Origin of the sequence: Bradyrhizobium sp. WSM3983 (assembly GCF_000473045.1) — a bacterium.
GTDB lineage: Bacteria > Pseudomonadota > Alphaproteobacteria > Rhizobiales > Xanthobacteraceae > Bradyrhizobium.
In genome coordinates this window covers 26899-40723 of sequence record NZ_AXAY01000031.1, presented here as the reverse complement: position 1 = coordinate 40723, position 13825 = coordinate 26899, and the positions used below count along the sequence as shown (strand labels likewise).

The 13825-nt window shown below is 64.2% G+C and carries 15 protein-coding genes; 11 read left to right on the top strand and 4 right to left on the bottom strand.

What is annotated here, in order from left to right; translation table 11 throughout:
• From YUA_RS0132850 to YUA_RS0132840, 3 genes are all read left to right on the top strand, one after another.
• On the top strand, window positions 1–702 hold the full coding sequence (locus YUA_RS0132850) for an XdhC family protein (protein WP_027534485.1): 702 nt from the start codon (window positions 1–3) through the stop codon (window positions 700–702).
• The gene (locus tag YUA_RS0132845) at window positions 699–2303 is read left to right on the top strand and encodes an NTP transferase domain-containing protein (protein WP_027534484.1); all 1605 of its coding nucleotides are present in this window, start codon (window positions 699–701) and stop codon (window positions 2301–2303) included. Before YUA_RS0132850 ends, YUA_RS0132845 begins: the two co-directional genes overlap by 4 nt.
• Window positions 2304–2509: 206 nt before the next feature.
• Window positions 2510–2899, top strand: a complete 390-nt coding sequence (locus tag YUA_RS0132840) for a DUF4189 domain-containing protein (RefSeq protein ID WP_027534483.1) — start codon at window positions 2510–2512, stop codon at window positions 2897–2899.
• A gap of 58 nt (window positions 2900–2957) precedes the next feature.
• Here the strand turns inward: YUA_RS0132840 and YUA_RS45825 are convergent, their stop codons facing one another.
• Complete coding sequence (locus YUA_RS45825) at window positions 2958–4799, bottom strand: CYTH and CHAD domain-containing protein (protein ID WP_156947422.1); 1842 nt, start codon at window positions 4797–4799, stop codon at window positions 2958–2960.
• Window positions 4800–4993: 194 nt separating this feature from the next.
• On the opposite strand from YUA_RS45825, the gene YUA_RS0132830 reads away from it, so the two are divergent.
• Both YUA_RS0132830 and adhP read left to right on the top strand, forming a co-directional pair.
• Window positions 4994–5404 (top strand): DUF2000 family protein, encoded by a 411-nt coding sequence (locus YUA_RS0132830; protein WP_027534482.1) that lies wholly within the window; start codon window positions 4994–4996, stop codon window positions 5402–5404.
• Between the two features lie 132 nt (window positions 5405–5536).
• Window positions 5537–6562 (top strand): alcohol dehydrogenase AdhP, encoded by a 1026-nt coding sequence (gene adhP / locus YUA_RS0132825; protein ID WP_027534481.1) that lies wholly within the window; start codon window positions 5537–5539, stop codon window positions 6560–6562.
• 10 nt (window positions 6563–6572) lie between these two features.
• On the opposite strand, the gene YUA_RS0132820 is transcribed toward adhP, so the two are convergent.
• From YUA_RS0132820 to YUA_RS0132810, 3 genes are read right to left on the bottom strand one after another with little or no spacing between them, the layout of a single operon-like run.
• Window positions 6573–6986 carry a GFA family protein gene (locus YUA_RS0132820; RefSeq protein ID WP_027534480.1) on the bottom strand — a complete coding sequence of 138 codons (414 nt, stop codon included), beginning with the start codon at window positions 6984–6986 and terminating at the stop codon, window positions 6573–6575.
• A 24-nt stretch (window positions 6987–7010) separates the two neighbouring features.
• Window positions 7011–7475 (bottom strand): SRPBCC domain-containing protein, encoded by a 465-nt coding sequence (locus YUA_RS0132815; RefSeq protein WP_027534479.1) that lies wholly within the window; start codon window positions 7473–7475, stop codon window positions 7011–7013.
• Entirely contained in the window at window positions 7472–7807 is a 336-nt protein-coding gene (locus YUA_RS0132810) for a helix-turn-helix transcriptional regulator (RefSeq protein ID WP_027534478.1), read from the bottom strand. The genes YUA_RS0132815 and YUA_RS0132810 overlap by 4 nt, the downstream gene beginning before the upstream one ends.
• Window positions 7808–7914: 107 nt before the next feature.
• On the opposite strand from YUA_RS0132810, the gene YUA_RS45820 reads away from it, so the two are divergent.
• From YUA_RS45820 to YUA_RS0132780, 6 genes are all read left to right on the top strand, one after another.
• The gene (locus tag YUA_RS45820; protein WP_027534477.1) at window positions 7915–8601 is read left to right on the top strand and encodes a TetR/AcrR family transcriptional regulator; all 687 of its coding nucleotides are present in this window, start codon (window positions 7915–7917) and stop codon (window positions 8599–8601) included.
• Window positions 8598–9515, top strand: coding sequence for an HlyD family secretion protein (locus YUA_RS0132800; RefSeq protein ID WP_245285318.1), 918 nt, complete (start codon window positions 8598–8600; stop codon window positions 9513–9515). Before YUA_RS45820 ends, YUA_RS0132800 begins: the two co-directional genes overlap by 4 nt.
• Window positions 9512–10447, top strand: coding sequence for an ABC transporter ATP-binding protein (locus YUA_RS0132795; RefSeq protein WP_027534475.1), 936 nt, complete (start codon window positions 9512–9514; stop codon window positions 10445–10447). The genes YUA_RS0132800 and YUA_RS0132795 overlap by 4 nt, the downstream gene beginning before the upstream one ends.
• 6 nt (window positions 10448–10453) lie before the next feature.
• Complete coding sequence (locus YUA_RS0132790; RefSeq protein ID WP_027534474.1) at window positions 10454–11617, top strand: ABC transporter permease; 1164 nt, start codon at window positions 10454–10456, stop codon at window positions 11615–11617.
• 30 nt (window positions 11618–11647) lie between these two features.
• The gene (locus YUA_RS0132785; RefSeq protein ID WP_027534473.1) at window positions 11648–12955 is read left to right on the top strand and encodes an adenylate/guanylate cyclase domain-containing protein; all 1308 of its coding nucleotides are present in this window, start codon (window positions 11648–11650) and stop codon (window positions 12953–12955) included.
• Between the two features lie 100 nt (window positions 12956–13055).
• Window positions 13056–13787: a GntR family transcriptional regulator gene (locus YUA_RS0132780; protein ID WP_027534472.1), complete on the top strand. Its 732-nt coding sequence runs from the start codon at window positions 13056–13058 to the stop codon at window positions 13785–13787.
• Window positions 13788–13825 lie beyond the last annotated feature (38 nt).

Below are 13825 nucleotides of genomic sequence, written 5' to 3'. Positions count from 1 at the left end.
GTGAAGCTCGCAATCCTGCACGAACTCAATGCCGAGCGCGCCGCGCGCCGGCCGGTGATTTTGGTGACCGACACCGAGAGCGGCGAGCAGCGCCTGGTGAAATCAGCGGACTTCGCCAAGGATCCGCTGCGCGCCGAGCTGGACAAGCAGCTTCGCATGGGCAAGAGCGCCAATGTCGAGGCCGGCGGCAAGAAGCTGTTTCTCAATGTCTACGCGCCGACCGCAAAGCTCGTCATCATCGGCGCGGTCCATATCAGCCAGGCGCTCGCGCCGCTGGCGCGCTCGCTCGGCTACGACGTCACCGTGGTCGATCCGCGCACGGCCTTTGCGAGCCCCGAGCGCTTCCCCGATGTTCCCCTGGTCGTGGAATGGCCGGACACCGCGCTGCCGCCGCTCAATGTCGATGCCTATACGGCCTTCGTCGCGGTGACGCACGATCCGAAGATCGACGATCCCGCGCTGCTGCACGCCTTCGAGCGCAACTGCTTCTATATCGGCGCGCTCGGCTCGCGGAAGACGCACGCCAAGCGTGGCGACCGGCTGCGGGCGCAGGGCGCCAGGGACACCGACATCGCGCGCATCCACGCGCCCATCGGGCTTGCGATCGGCGCGGTCTCGCCGTCCGAGATCGCGGTATCGATCATGGCCGAGATCACGGCAGTGCTTCGGCTGCCGCCAAAAGAAAAAGAAGAGGCGGCATGAAGTTCGGCCCGGCGAGCCCCAAGGATGCGATCGGCGGGGTGACCGTCCACACCCTGCGTCAGGGTCCGCTGGTGCTGAAGAAAGGCACGACGATCGGGCTTGCCGAGGTCGAGGCGCTGACGCGCGCCGGCATCAAGGACGTCGTCGTGGTGAGGATGGAGGAGGGCGATGTCTCCGAGGACGTCGCGGCTGCCAGCATTGCGCTTGCGATCGGCGGCGAGGGCATTCATGTCGAGCGCGCCTTCACTGGCCGCGCCAATCTGTTTGCGGCGCGCCCGGGTTTGCTGGTGATCGACCGCGCCGCGGTCGACCGCATCAACAATATCGACGAGGCCATCACCTTCGCCACGCTCGCCGCTTACAAGCCGGTGGTCGAGGGCGAGATGGTCGGCACCGTCAAGATCATCCCGTTCGGCGTTGAAGGAGACTTGCGCGATGCCGCTGTGAAGGCCGCTGGCAAGGACGTGCTCAGAATCGCGTCCTACGTGATCAAGCGTGTCGGCGTGGTCTCGACGCTGCTGCCGGGTCTGTCTTCGAAAGTGGTCGACAAGACCCTGCGGGTCACCGCGGAGCGCCTCGCGCCGGCCGGCGCCAGCATCATCGCCGAACGGCGGGTCCAGCATGATGAGCGCGCGCTGTCGGCTGCGATCAAGGAATTGCTCGCGCTCGGCGCCGAGCTCGTGATCGTGTTCGGGGCGTCGGCGATTGCCGACCGCCGCGACGTGATCCCGGCGGCCGTCACCGAGATCGGCGGCGAGATCGAACATTTCGGCATGCCGGTCGACCCCGGCAATCTGCTGCTGATCGCGCGCGCCGGCAGCGTGCCGGTGCTGGGTGCGCCGGGCTGCGCGCGTTCGCCGGTCGAGAACGGTTTTGACTGGGTGCTGATGCGGCTCTTGGCCGGGATCAAGGTGACGCGCTCCGAGCTGATGGGCATGGGCGTCGGTGGCCTCCTGATGGAGATCGTCACGCGGCCGCAGCCGCGCGCAAAGCCGGAGATCGAGGGCAACAGCCATGTCGCGGCCATCGTGCTCGCGGCGGGCCGCTCGACCCGCATGGGCGGACCGAACAAGCTGCTGGCCGAGCTCGACGGCAAGAAACTGGTGCGCATCGCGACCGAACAGGCGCTGGCCTCCAGGGCATCCGAGGTGATCGTCGTCACTGGCCATCAGACCGAGCTGGTCGAGCAGGCGCTGCAAGGCCTGAAGGTGCATTTCGTCAAGAATCCGGATTTCGCCGGCGGCATCGCGAGCTCGGTCAAGGCCGGCATCGCGGCTGTGTCCGACGCGAGCGATGGCGCTGTGGTTTGTCTCGGCGACATGCCGCTGATCGACGCCGGCCTGATCGATCGTCTCATCGACGGTTTTGCCCCGGACCGCGGCAATCTCATCGTCGTGCCGGTAGCCGAAGGTCGCCGCGGCAATCCCGTGCTGTGGTCGCGCCGCTTCTTCAAGGAGCTGATGACGCTGGACGGCGACGTCGGCGCGCGGCACCTGATCGCCAAGCACACGGAAGCAGTCGCCGAAGTCCCTGTCGACGGCGAAGGCGCCTTCCTGGACATCGACACGCCGCAAGCGCTGGAGGCGGCGAGACGCAGGTAGTGCCGTAGTGCCGTAGGGTGGGCAAAGGCGCAAAGCGCCGTGCCCACCATCTCTCTGCGCTGCAATCATCCAAATTGGTGGGCACGCTTCGCTTTGCCTACCCTACGGCACCTCCCAATTCTCCCGGTTTCAACGCCCCGTTCACCATCTGGAAACGACCGCCGCTTAGAGTCCCCTCCACCTGCCTTGGGGGGAGGGGCTTTTCCATGGTTTCGAACGTCGTCGCGCGCCGTTGCGCGATGTTTTTCTTTGCGCTGTCGGTTTGTGTCGCCGGCGCCCGCCACATCACCGAAGCCCATGCCGCCGGTGCGTTTGCAGTCGGCAAGTGCGGCGCTTACGGCCAGGCCTATGATTATGGCGCCGAGCACGAGGCGCGTGCTGCCGCGCAGAAGCAGTGCAAGGGCGACTGTACGACCGTGACGATGAAGCGCGCCTGCGCAGCGATGTCAGTCGACATGGCCAATCCCTGCGGCGCCTATGGCTATGCCGTGAAACCGAAGATCTCGGCCACGCTCAATGCTGCCACGCGCGAATGCTACAGATTTGGCGGCAAGGAATGCGTGATCCGCGCCTGGGCCTGCGACGCCAAGGGTTGATCAAAAGGGTTGACCAAGGGCTGGCGCAGCCATCAAGGGCTGGCGCAGTCATCAAGGGCTAGCGCAGCCATCCCGCGTTGGCTTGCACCAGTTTTGCCGGTTGCGCCGGCGCGTCCACCGACCACGGCGCCTTGGCCCCAGCGAATTCCGACCAGGCCTTGAGCAGACGCGCTTCGATGCCGACCATGGCATGGGCCTGCCAGCCGGCGATCGCCGCCGCGGCCATGCCGCTGCCGGTCAATCCCGCGTCGACATCCGCAAGCAGTGACGACGTCGTGGCCATGTCGTTGTAGATTCCGAGCTCCTGCTGGAGGTCGGCAAGCCGGCGCGAGAAGCGCCTCGCGGATTTGCGCTGCCCGCAGAGCGGGAGCAGGAAGTCGGCGACGTAACGCAACTTCTTTGCGGCGAGACGGACGCGATGCCGTTCCTCCGTCGGCAGCGACTTGAAGCGACGGCCGCGCTTCAGCACCTTCGCATGCTGCGCCGACAGGATGTTTCGTGCAAAATTGATCGCCGGCTCCGCCAGTTGCGAAAGACCCTCGGGAGCAACCTCGCTGCGCCAGCCGCGTGCTTCGATCCAGGCGCCGAGCCCGATGACAAAATACTGACACCGCCGGTCGGCGAGGGCGAGGCGGGCCTTGTCATAGCAGGCCGCGCGGCGTTCGTCGGCGAGCTCACCCAGCGTGTCGAAGCCGGTGACCGACGGACAGCCATCCGCGACGGTCCGCAACGTCTCCTGCCGAAACACATCCCAATCACGTGCGCCGGAGAGATTTCCCGCGAGCCACTTCGTCTCGGCGCGCATCAGGTCGAGCTTGCTCAACGACACCGCCGACCGCATCAGGTCGAGCGCGGAGCGCAGGCGCCGCAGCGCGACGCGAAGCTGATGCATCCCTTCGGGATCGCGACCGTCCTCGGCGGCGGGCAGCGACTGGAGCACATGCAAAAGACAGGAGCGCAGAATCTCGGAAAAGGCTTCGTCGAGCGATGTCGACGGATCGAGACGAAGCTTTGGCGGCTTCGGTGCCCGCGGCGGGATATCGACCGCGAGATCGAATCCGCGCGCCGATTTGGTCCGGATCGAAGGCTTCACCGAACCATGCTCGGCGAGCCGCAGCGCCAACTCCCAGATGGCCGACGGGCTACCGCTCTTGAGCTCCAACTCGATCTCGCTGAGCGGCATCGAGCGATCGCCTGATGTCAGGTGGCCCTGATCGAAGGCGACCTCGACGGTGCCGGACGGCAAGTCGACGAGGCGCTGATGCCGGTGGATGTCGCTGCTGAAGATGGCTTCGACCGGGTGACGTTCGAGATCGGCGCGTAGCTTCTCTGAAACCAGCGGCGTGGCCAGCGCGATGTCCGGCGCCATCGACGGGAGGGCTGCCTCCCACTCGCCACGGCGCAGCGGATCGTTGCCGAATTCGGCCTTCACCGTCTGCGTGAACCGCGCGCCGCTCTGACGAACCCTGAAGCTGAACCCGTCACGCCGGAGTGCGCGCTTGGGCGTGTCGTAATACACGGCCTTGAGATGCTTGCGCGTGCCCTTGTTGCGCGCATTCGCCGCGATGATCGGCGCATCGTTAAAATCCGCCAGGCGATCGGAAGACACGATCAGTTTGAGTTCGATTTCGGTGGCGCGTGGTGCGGCTTCGCGGGAAGGCGGGGTTTCCGGCGCAATCGTCTCTGCACCAGCTTCATCAGCGGAGAGGCGGGCCTGGAAAGACTCGTTGTGCGAAGACTGGTTCACAGGGAGCGCAGAACTGGGCGCCTCACGCGCTGCGGGAACAACGAAGCTGCTGGATTTGTTCCCGTCCTCGGGAATCGGATGGCCGATGGCTTTCGCAAGCCGTTGTACGGGTTCGAGGGCTCGCTTGATTGCGCCAGTTTCGGACATGCACATTTTATGACAGTTAAGTGACAGAGCGCCGACGTATACCCTACTTGACTCGCGAGGAGAAGCGCTGCCGGTCGCATCTCCATTGAAATTTCCGCGCTGTGATCGATGGGTCAATCCGGGTTACGTTCGTGTCCGCCGTCGGCGCGCGAGGAATCTTCTTTTCTTTCCCGACGCTTGGATATGTGTTGGGAGAATTCATGCAGTTCGACACCAAGATTGCCGTTGTCATTCGCAACGATCTGGAAGCATGGCAGAAGCTCAATGTCGCATCGTTCCTGACGAGCGGCGTTGCTGCCGCCTTTCCTGAGTGCATCGGTGAAGCCTATGAAGACGCCTCGGCGACGAAATATCTTGCGCTGATCGGCCAGCCGATCCTGATCTATGGTGCCGATGGTCCGGCGTTGTCGCGCGCACTCGACCGTGCGCTTACGCGCAATGTCACGCCGGCGGTCTACACCGAGGACATGTTCAAGACCACGCATGATGCCGCCAATCGTGAGGTCGTGAAGGCGGTTGCGCGCGCCAATCTCAATCTCGTCGGCATCGCGATGCGCGCCGATCGCAAGGTGATCGACAAGATTGTTGACGGTCTGAAGTTCCATAGCTGACGCACCGTCCACTTATCTTGCGCCGGCCCACGGTGGTTTTCGCGACGCATAAATTTGCGTTGTTTGACTCCAATCAAGGGCGCACCGCACGGCATCGCTAGTCTGCTCTGCGTATTGCAATGGAGCAGACACATGCCGACCATGAAAGCCGCGATCGTCAAACAATTCGGCAAGCCGCTGGTGATCGAAGACGTGCCAGTGCCGCAGCCCGGTCCCGGCGAAGTCCTGGTCAAGGTGAAAGCGTGCGGCGTCTGCCACACCGATCTACATGCAGCCTCCGGCGATTGGCCGGTGAAGCCTGGGCCGCCCTTCATCCCCGGTCACGAAGCTGCCGGTATCGTTGCCGCGCTCGGGCCCGGCGTGAAAAACCTGAAAGTCGGCGACGCGGTCGGCGTTGCCTGGCTGCACGATGCCTGCATGTCTTGCGAATATTGCGAGACCGGCTGGGAGACGCTGTGCGAGCACCAGCACAATACCGGCTACAGCGTGAATGGCGGCTTCGCTGAATATGTCATCGCGTCGGCCGCCTTTGCTGCAAAGCTGCCGGCAACGGTCGACTTCGCCGCGATTGCGCCGATCCTGTGCGCCGGCGTCACCACCTACAAGGGACTGAAGGAGACCGACGCGCGGCCCGGCGAGTGGGTTGCGATCTCAGGCGTCGGCGGGCTCGGCCACGTCGCGGTCCAATATGCCAAGGCGATGGGGTTCAAGGTTGTGGCGATCGATATCGCAGACGACAAGCTCAAGCTTGCACGCGAGACAGGCGCCGATCTCGCTGTCAACGCGCTCGCAAACGATGCCGTCGACAAGGTGCTGGCCGCAACCGGGGGCGGGGCGCATGGCGTGCTGGTGACGGCGGTCTCGACCGCCGCCTTTGCTCAGGCGCTGAAGATGGTGCGCCGGAAGGGCACCGTCAGCCTCGTCGGCTTGCCGCCGGGCGAATTCCCGACGCCGATCTTCGACGTCGTGCTCAAGCGCATCACCGTGCGCGGCTCCATCGTCGGGACGCGCAGGGATCTCGACGAGGCCATTGCGTTCGTCGCCGACGGCAAGGTGAACGCCGAGGTGAGCAAGGTGCCGCTCGCGCAAATCAACGATGTGTTCGAGCGAATGAAGGCCGGCAAGATCGACGGCCGCATGGTGCTCGACTTTGCCTGAGGTCTCCGCCTCAGCGCGGCGGCATCGTCTCGAACTTAGTCAGGCTGGAATCGAGATGATCCCAGTCATACGCGCGCGCGGCGTAGGTGACCACTTGCGGCTTGTAGCGGGCGGGCTCGTCGAGGCTTGCGGCGCGGATGGTGAAGATGTCGGGCATTGCGGCGAAAGTCATGTAGACGGCCAGGCCGCATTCGGGGCAGAAGGCGCGCGTCTTAACATTGCCGCTGTCGCCGACCATGTCCCATGTCTTTGCTTCGCCCGTCACCGTGACGCCAGCGCGCGCGAAGGTGGCGTAGGAGCCGTGGCCGCTGCCGCTTTCACGCTGGCAGTCCCTGCACTGGCAGTGATTGGCGAACAGGGGCTCGCCGGCAATCGAATAGCGGATCGCGCCGCAGGCGCAGCCGCCGGTATAGGCCTTGTTCATCGTGATCACTCCTCAACTGTCTCGCTACTTATCTTCGCCGCTGATTTCGTCGAGCTGCCGGACGACCTTCTTCCAGCCATCACTCATGACGGTGTAGGCACTCTCGTTCCTCGGCATGACGAAGCCCGCATGAATCAGCTGGATTCGCGTGCCGGATTCGACCGGGGTGAGGGACCAGGTGACTACGGTATCGAGCGGCGCGCCGTAACCAATGTTGCGCTCATCGCCGCCCTTCCAGGCGTAGACGAGGCGCCGGTTCGGTATGACCTCCAGAACGCGGCAATGGATGACGCCGTCCCAGTTGCCACCCGGCTTGGTCTGGTAGGTGAAATTGTTGCCTTCGACGGCCTCGAAGCCGGTCGGCGGCATCAGCCAGCGCGCGATCAATTGGGCGCTGGTCAGCGCTTTCCAGATCGTCTCGGGCGTGTGAGGGAAGACGTCGTCCAGAACGATATCTTTGGTCTCGGCTTTCAACTCGGCTGCACTCACGGGTCGATCTCCTTCAAGAGGTCACGCAGGTTCTCGAAGCGCTGGCGCCAGAAGACACCGTAATGATCCATCCAGGTGACCAACGGCTCGAGGCCTTGCGGGGCGGCGCGGTAGTAGACGTTGCGGCCCTCGGCGCGCTCGGCGACGAGGCCCGCCTGCTTCAACGATTTCAAATGCTGCGAGATCGCCCCCTGCGTCACGCCGCTGCCGCGCGTGAGCTCGGCGACGCTGATCTCCTTACTGTCGAAGACGCGCTCGAACACCGCGCGGCGGGTCGGATCGGCGAGGGCGCGGATCACGGCGGTGACGGGGTTGGGGGCGACTTCGATCATGTCGATCAATTAGCAGATGCTAATGCATTAGTCAATGCTAATTCGTCGGCGTGCCCCAAGCCGGAATATCAATTGACTATGACTGACTAGTCAGTCATAAATAATGGATGACAAAGAGCCCCACCAAAGCGGCGACTGCCAAAACACCAAAGCCCAAGCCGGACGCAGGCGGAGAAGCCGCCGTACCGGTGTCGAACCGTGCGATGCGCGCGGCGGAGCGGCGCGATGCGATCGTCGAGGCGGCGATGGAGGAATTCATCGCACGCGGCTTTGCCGCGACGCGGCTCGACGACATTGCCAAGCGCGCAGGCGTCGCGAAGGGCACGATCTACCTGCACTTCAAGGACAAGGAATCGATGTTCGAGGAGCTCGTGCGCACAGTGATCGTGCCGGTGGTGGCGCGGCTGAACGCATTGCCGCCGCCGACGGGCTCGGTGCGCGATCTGATCGAAACCTTTGCCGGCAATTTTCTCAAGGAGGTCATCGGCACAAGGCGCGGCGATCTCGTCCGCCTGATCGTGGCGGAAGGGCCGCGCTTTCCGGCCGTCGCTGATTTCTACTACCGCGAGGTGGTCTCGCGCGGGATCGCCGGCATGCGCGCGCTGATCGAGCTCGGCATTGCCCGCGGCGAGATCCGCGAGAGGGACCTTGCGCGCTATCCGCAGATCCTGGTCGCGCCGGCGATGATCGCGGTGATCTGGCAGAGCCTGTTTGAGCGGCACGCGCCGCTGGACGCGCAGGACATGCTGCGCGTCCACCTCGATTTGATTTTTGGCGAACGGAGGACGACATGAAGTCGTCGCGAACCATCTCTCACCTCATCCTGAGGAGCGCGGAACGCGCGTCTCGAAGGATGCGGGCCCGGCTGTGGCTCCTCGCCCTTCGAGACGCCGCTTCGCGGCTCCTCAGGGTGAGGGATCGACAGCAGTATCGGCCGCGCCTCTGTTCGGTCGCAGTTCTGGTCCTCGCAACCGCGCTCGCCGGCTGCAACGAGAAGCGCGATCCCGGCTTCCAGGGCTGGGTCGAGGCCGACATGATCTATGTCAGCCCGGACGAGGCCGGCCGGGTGACGAAGCTGAACGTCCGCGAGGGCGATACGGTGAAGGTCGGCGATCACCTCTATTCGGTCGACGACGATCTCCAGCTTGCCGATCTCAACCAGACCAAGGCGACGCTGGCGAACGCGCAGCAGACCCATGATCGCGCGGAGTCGCTGAGAAAGACCGGCTCCGGTACGCAGGCGTCGCTCGATTCCGCCGTCTCGGACCTGCGGGTTGCGGAAGCGCGGGTGGTGACCTCGGAGACTCGACTGGCTCGGCGCAAGGGTTTTGCGCCGGTTGCCGGCACCATCCAGCAGATTTACTTCCGGGAGGGCGAGATGGTGGCGGCGCAGCGGCCGGTGCTCTCGATCATGCCGCCGGGCAACATGAAGCTGCGCTTCTTCGTGCCGGAAACGGAGCTGCCGAAATTGTCGATTGGTGACGAGGTGCGGGTTGCCTGCGACAATTGCGCCGCCGATCTCACCGCAAAGATCTATTTCATCGCGACCTCGGCCGAATACACCCCGCCCGTGATCTACAGCCTCGAAGAGCGCAACAAGCTCGTCTATTTGATCCAGGCGCGGCCGTCGCGGCCCGACGCGCTTCGCGTGGGGCAACCGATCAACGTCTATCTCAATCCCAAAACTCCGGTAGCGGACAAGCGATGAACGCCGGCAATGATATCGCGATCGACGTCAAGGGCCTGACCAAATCGTTCGGCGGCCGCGAGGTCGTGCACGATTTGTCGATGCAGGTGAAGCGCGGCTCGATCTACGGCTTTCTCGGGCCGAACGGCTCCGGCAAGACCACGACCATCCGCATCCTCTGCGGCCTGCTCACGCCCGACAGTGGCGAGGGCACCTGCCTCGGCTACGACATCCTGAAGGACGCCGACAAGATCAAGCGCCAGGTCGGCTACATGACCCAGCGCTTCAGCCTCTATCAGGACCTGTCCGTGCGCGAGAATCTCGAATTCGTCGCGCGGCTGTATGGCCTCACCGACGCACGCGGCGCGGCACGCGACATGATCAATCGGCTCGGCTTGTCGGGGCGCGAGGAGCAGCTTGCCGGCGAGCTCTCCGGTGGCTGGAAGCAGCGCCTGGCGCTCGGGGCCTGCACGCTGCCCAGCCCAAAACTGTTGCTGCTGGACGAGCCGACCGCCGGCGTCGATCCCAAGGCGCGGCGCGATTTCTGGAACGAGATCCACGCGCTCGCCGCCGAAGGGCTCACCGTGCTGGTCTCGACCCATTACATGGACGAGGCCGAGCGCTGCCACGAGATCGCCTACATCGCCTACGGCCATCTGCTGACGCGCGGCACGGTGGAGGAGGTGATCGCGGGATCTGCGCTCACGACCTACACCGTAACTGGCGAGGATTTGAACGACCTCACGGGCGCGCTCACCGGCAAGCCCGGTGTCGACATGGTGGCGCCGTTCGGCACCTCCTTGCACGTTTCGGGGCGCGACGTTGCCGCGCTCGAAGCCAGCATCGCGCCGTGGCGCGACAAGAGCGGTCTGCATTGGCACAAATCGGCGCCCTCGCTGGAAGACGTGTTCATCGAGCTGATGGGCCGTTCCAAGGACAATTTTCAAGGATAGTTTGCAATGAGCGCCGTCGATCGTTCCGCGCCAGCGCATGAAATCCGGGAGCGCTTCGGCTTCTGGAAGCGCTCCTATGCGATGCTGATCAAGGAGTTCATCCAGCTCAGGCGCGACCGCGTCTCGTTCGCGATGATCGTGATGCTGCCGGTGATGCAGCTGTTGCTGTTCGGCTATGCCATCAACACCACGCCGCACAATCTGCCGAGCGCCGTGCTACTCCAGGAGGATTCCGACCTCGCCCGCTCGGTGTTGAAGGCGATGGAGAACACCGCCTATTTCCGCTTCATCTACGAGGTGCACGACGTCGACGATTTCGACAACCTCTTGAAGTCCGGCAAGGTGCTGTTCGGCGTCGAGATCCCGCGCGGCTTCGAGCGCGCGGTGCGGCGTGGCGACAAGCCGGCGCTGCTGGTCGCGGCCGATGCCACCGATCCGGTCGCGGCGAGCGCTGCGCTCGGTTCGCTCGGTATGCTCGTGCAGACCGCGCTTGCGCACGATCTCTATATCGGCAATCCCCCGGAAATGCCGTTCGAGATCCGCGCGCATGCCCGCTACAATCCAGCCGCGAACTCCAGCCTCAACATCGTGCCGGGCCTGGTCGGCACCATCCTCACCATGACCATGCTGATCTTCACGGCGCTCTCGGTGACGCGCGAGGTCGAGCGCGGCACCATGGAGGCCCTGTTGTCGATGCCGATCAAGCCTGTCGAGGTGATGTTCGGCAAGATCATTCCCTACGTGCTGGTCGGCTTCATCCAGGCCTTTCTCATCATCGGCATTGGTGTGCTGCTGTTCAGTGTGCCTCTCTTCGGCAACGTTCTCCTGCTGGCGCTGCTCTCGACGCTGTTCATCGCCACCAATCTGTCGATTGGCTACACGATCTCGACGCTGGTGCTGAACCAGCTCCAGGCGATGCAGATGTCGATGATGTTCTTCCTGCCGAGCATCTTGCTGTCCGGCTTCATGTTCCCGTTCGCGGGCATGCCGGTCTGGGCGCAATATGTCGGCGAATGCCTGCCGCTGACGCATTATCTGCGCATCGTCCGCGCCATCATGCTGAAGGGGGCGACCATGCAGAACCTGCGTTACGATACGCTGGCGCTGGCCGCCCTGATGCTGGTCGCCATGACCATCGCCGTGACGCGCTTCCGCCGCACGCTGGATTGAGGCAGACTGCCCTGGAATCGAGGGGGTGGAATGGTCAGCTTGGTCAGCGGGAAAGCCCGGCAGAAAGCCGTCTTGTCGGAGGAGTTCGAGCGGGAGCTGACGCGCGAGGTGCTGCGCACCGAGCTGTTGCGGGTGAAGGCGCTGATCGCCACGGGCTGCATCATGATGGTCTTGCTCACGGCAACCTTCGTGATCGATCCCGCCATCGCGAACCGGATCTGGCGCGGAACGGAAGGCATGGTCCGCGAATACGCTCTCGTGACGGGCTTCATGCTCTTCGAGGTCTGGGTCCACAGCCAGATCACGCGAAACCTCAAGCTTGATCGCGACCTGCCGGTGATCAGGCGTTATATCGGCACCCTTATCGAAACGTCGCTGCCGACGCTCATCCTGATCCTCCAAATCCGCAGCATGGGTGCAAGCCAGGCGCTCGGCTTCGTGTTGCCCCTGGTCTATTTCATCTTCGTCATTCTTTCGACGCTGCGGCTCGATTTCTGGCTGTCCACCTTCACCGGATTTGTCGCCGCGGCCGAACTCCTGGCTGTCGCGCTGTATTACAATTCAGTCAGCGACGACGGTGAACCGCTGATCTATTTCCATGCCGTGCGCAGTTTGGTGATCCTGATCTGCGGCGTACTGGCGGGCTCGGTCGGCGCCCAGTTGCGGCGGCAATTTGCCGCGAGCATCGCGGCGGCCACGGCGCGCGACCGGGTGACCAATCTGTTCGGCCAGCACGTCTCGCCGCAGGTGGTCGAGCGGTTGATGGCGGAGGGGACGAGCGCGGCGGGCGATCTTCGCCGCGTCGCCGTGATGTTCGTCGATTTCCGCGGCTTTACGGCAGGCGCGCAGTCGCGCACGCCGCAGGAGGTCGTCGATCGGCTCGACGGCGCGTTCGCGGTGCTGGTCGATATTCTCGACCGCAACGGCGGCATCGTGAACAAGTTTCTCGGCGACGGCTTTCTCGCTTTGTTCGGCGCGCCGCTGGAGGCCGCCGATGCCGCGCATCGCGCGGTCGCCGCAGGCCGCGAGATGCTGACCGCGATGGATCACATCAATGCGCAGACGAGCTGGCCGCTCAGAATCGGGATCGGCATCCATTTCGGCGAGGTCGTCGCCGGCAATATCGGCTCGCCCCGGCGCAAGGAATACACCGTGATCGGCGACACCGTAAACTTCGCCTCGCGGCTGGAGGCGCTCAACAAGGAGTTCGGCTCGCAGTTCCTCATCTCCGCGTCCGTGCGCGAGGCGCTGGGCGACGACGGCGTGGATGCGGTCGCGCTTGGCGAGGTGACGGTGCGCGGTTACGAGCAGAAGGTCGCTGTGTTTCAGCTCGGGTGAGCCTGCTGGGATTGCCAGCCTGGCCCGGGTCACTCTACCTAGTGCATCGGTATTTCAGTAGTGCTTGACTTCGCTTTCATATAGTCATCTATATGACTATATGAATTCAGCCCCGCGCGACGACCGCCTGCCACGCTACCAGCGCCTGCGCGACGACCTCGCCGCGCGCATCAACCGCAATGAATGGCGGCCGGGCGAGCCGATTCCGTCGGAGGCCGAGCTTGGCGCCCATTACGGCGTCGCCATCGGTACCGTGCGCAAGGCCATTGACCAGCTTGTCGCGGACGCCGTGCTGGAGCGGCAGCAGGGCCGCGGCACCTTCGTGCGGCGTGCACGCTTCAACTCCTCCCTCTTCCGCTTCTTCCGCTTCCAATCCGAAAGCGGCGAGCGGCGCGTGCCGAAGAGCCGCATCATCCGGCGCAAGAGCGTGCCGGCGACGTCCGCCGTGGCATCGGCGCTGCGCATTCCGGCCGGCGAACCCGTGATCAGCCTGTCGCGCCTGCGGCTGATCGACGATGTGCCGCTGCTCGCCGAAGAGATATGGCTCCAGCAATCGCGTTTCGCCGAGATCCTCGAGATCGACACGGCCGAGTTCGGCGACTTGCTGTATCCACTCTACGAGGAGCGCTGCGGCGAGGTCGTGGTCTCCGCCGAGGAAATCTTGACGGTCGAGATGGCGAACGAGATGCAGGCGCGATTGTTGCGGCTCGAAGCTCACGCGCCGCTGATCGTGATAGAGCGCCTCGCTCTCGATCTGGAGCGACGGCCGATCGAATGGCGCCGCTCGCGCGGGCCGGCGGATCGCTTCCGCTACCACGCTGAGATCCGGTGACGGCGACTTTCAACGACATCAAGCAATAAACGAGTACA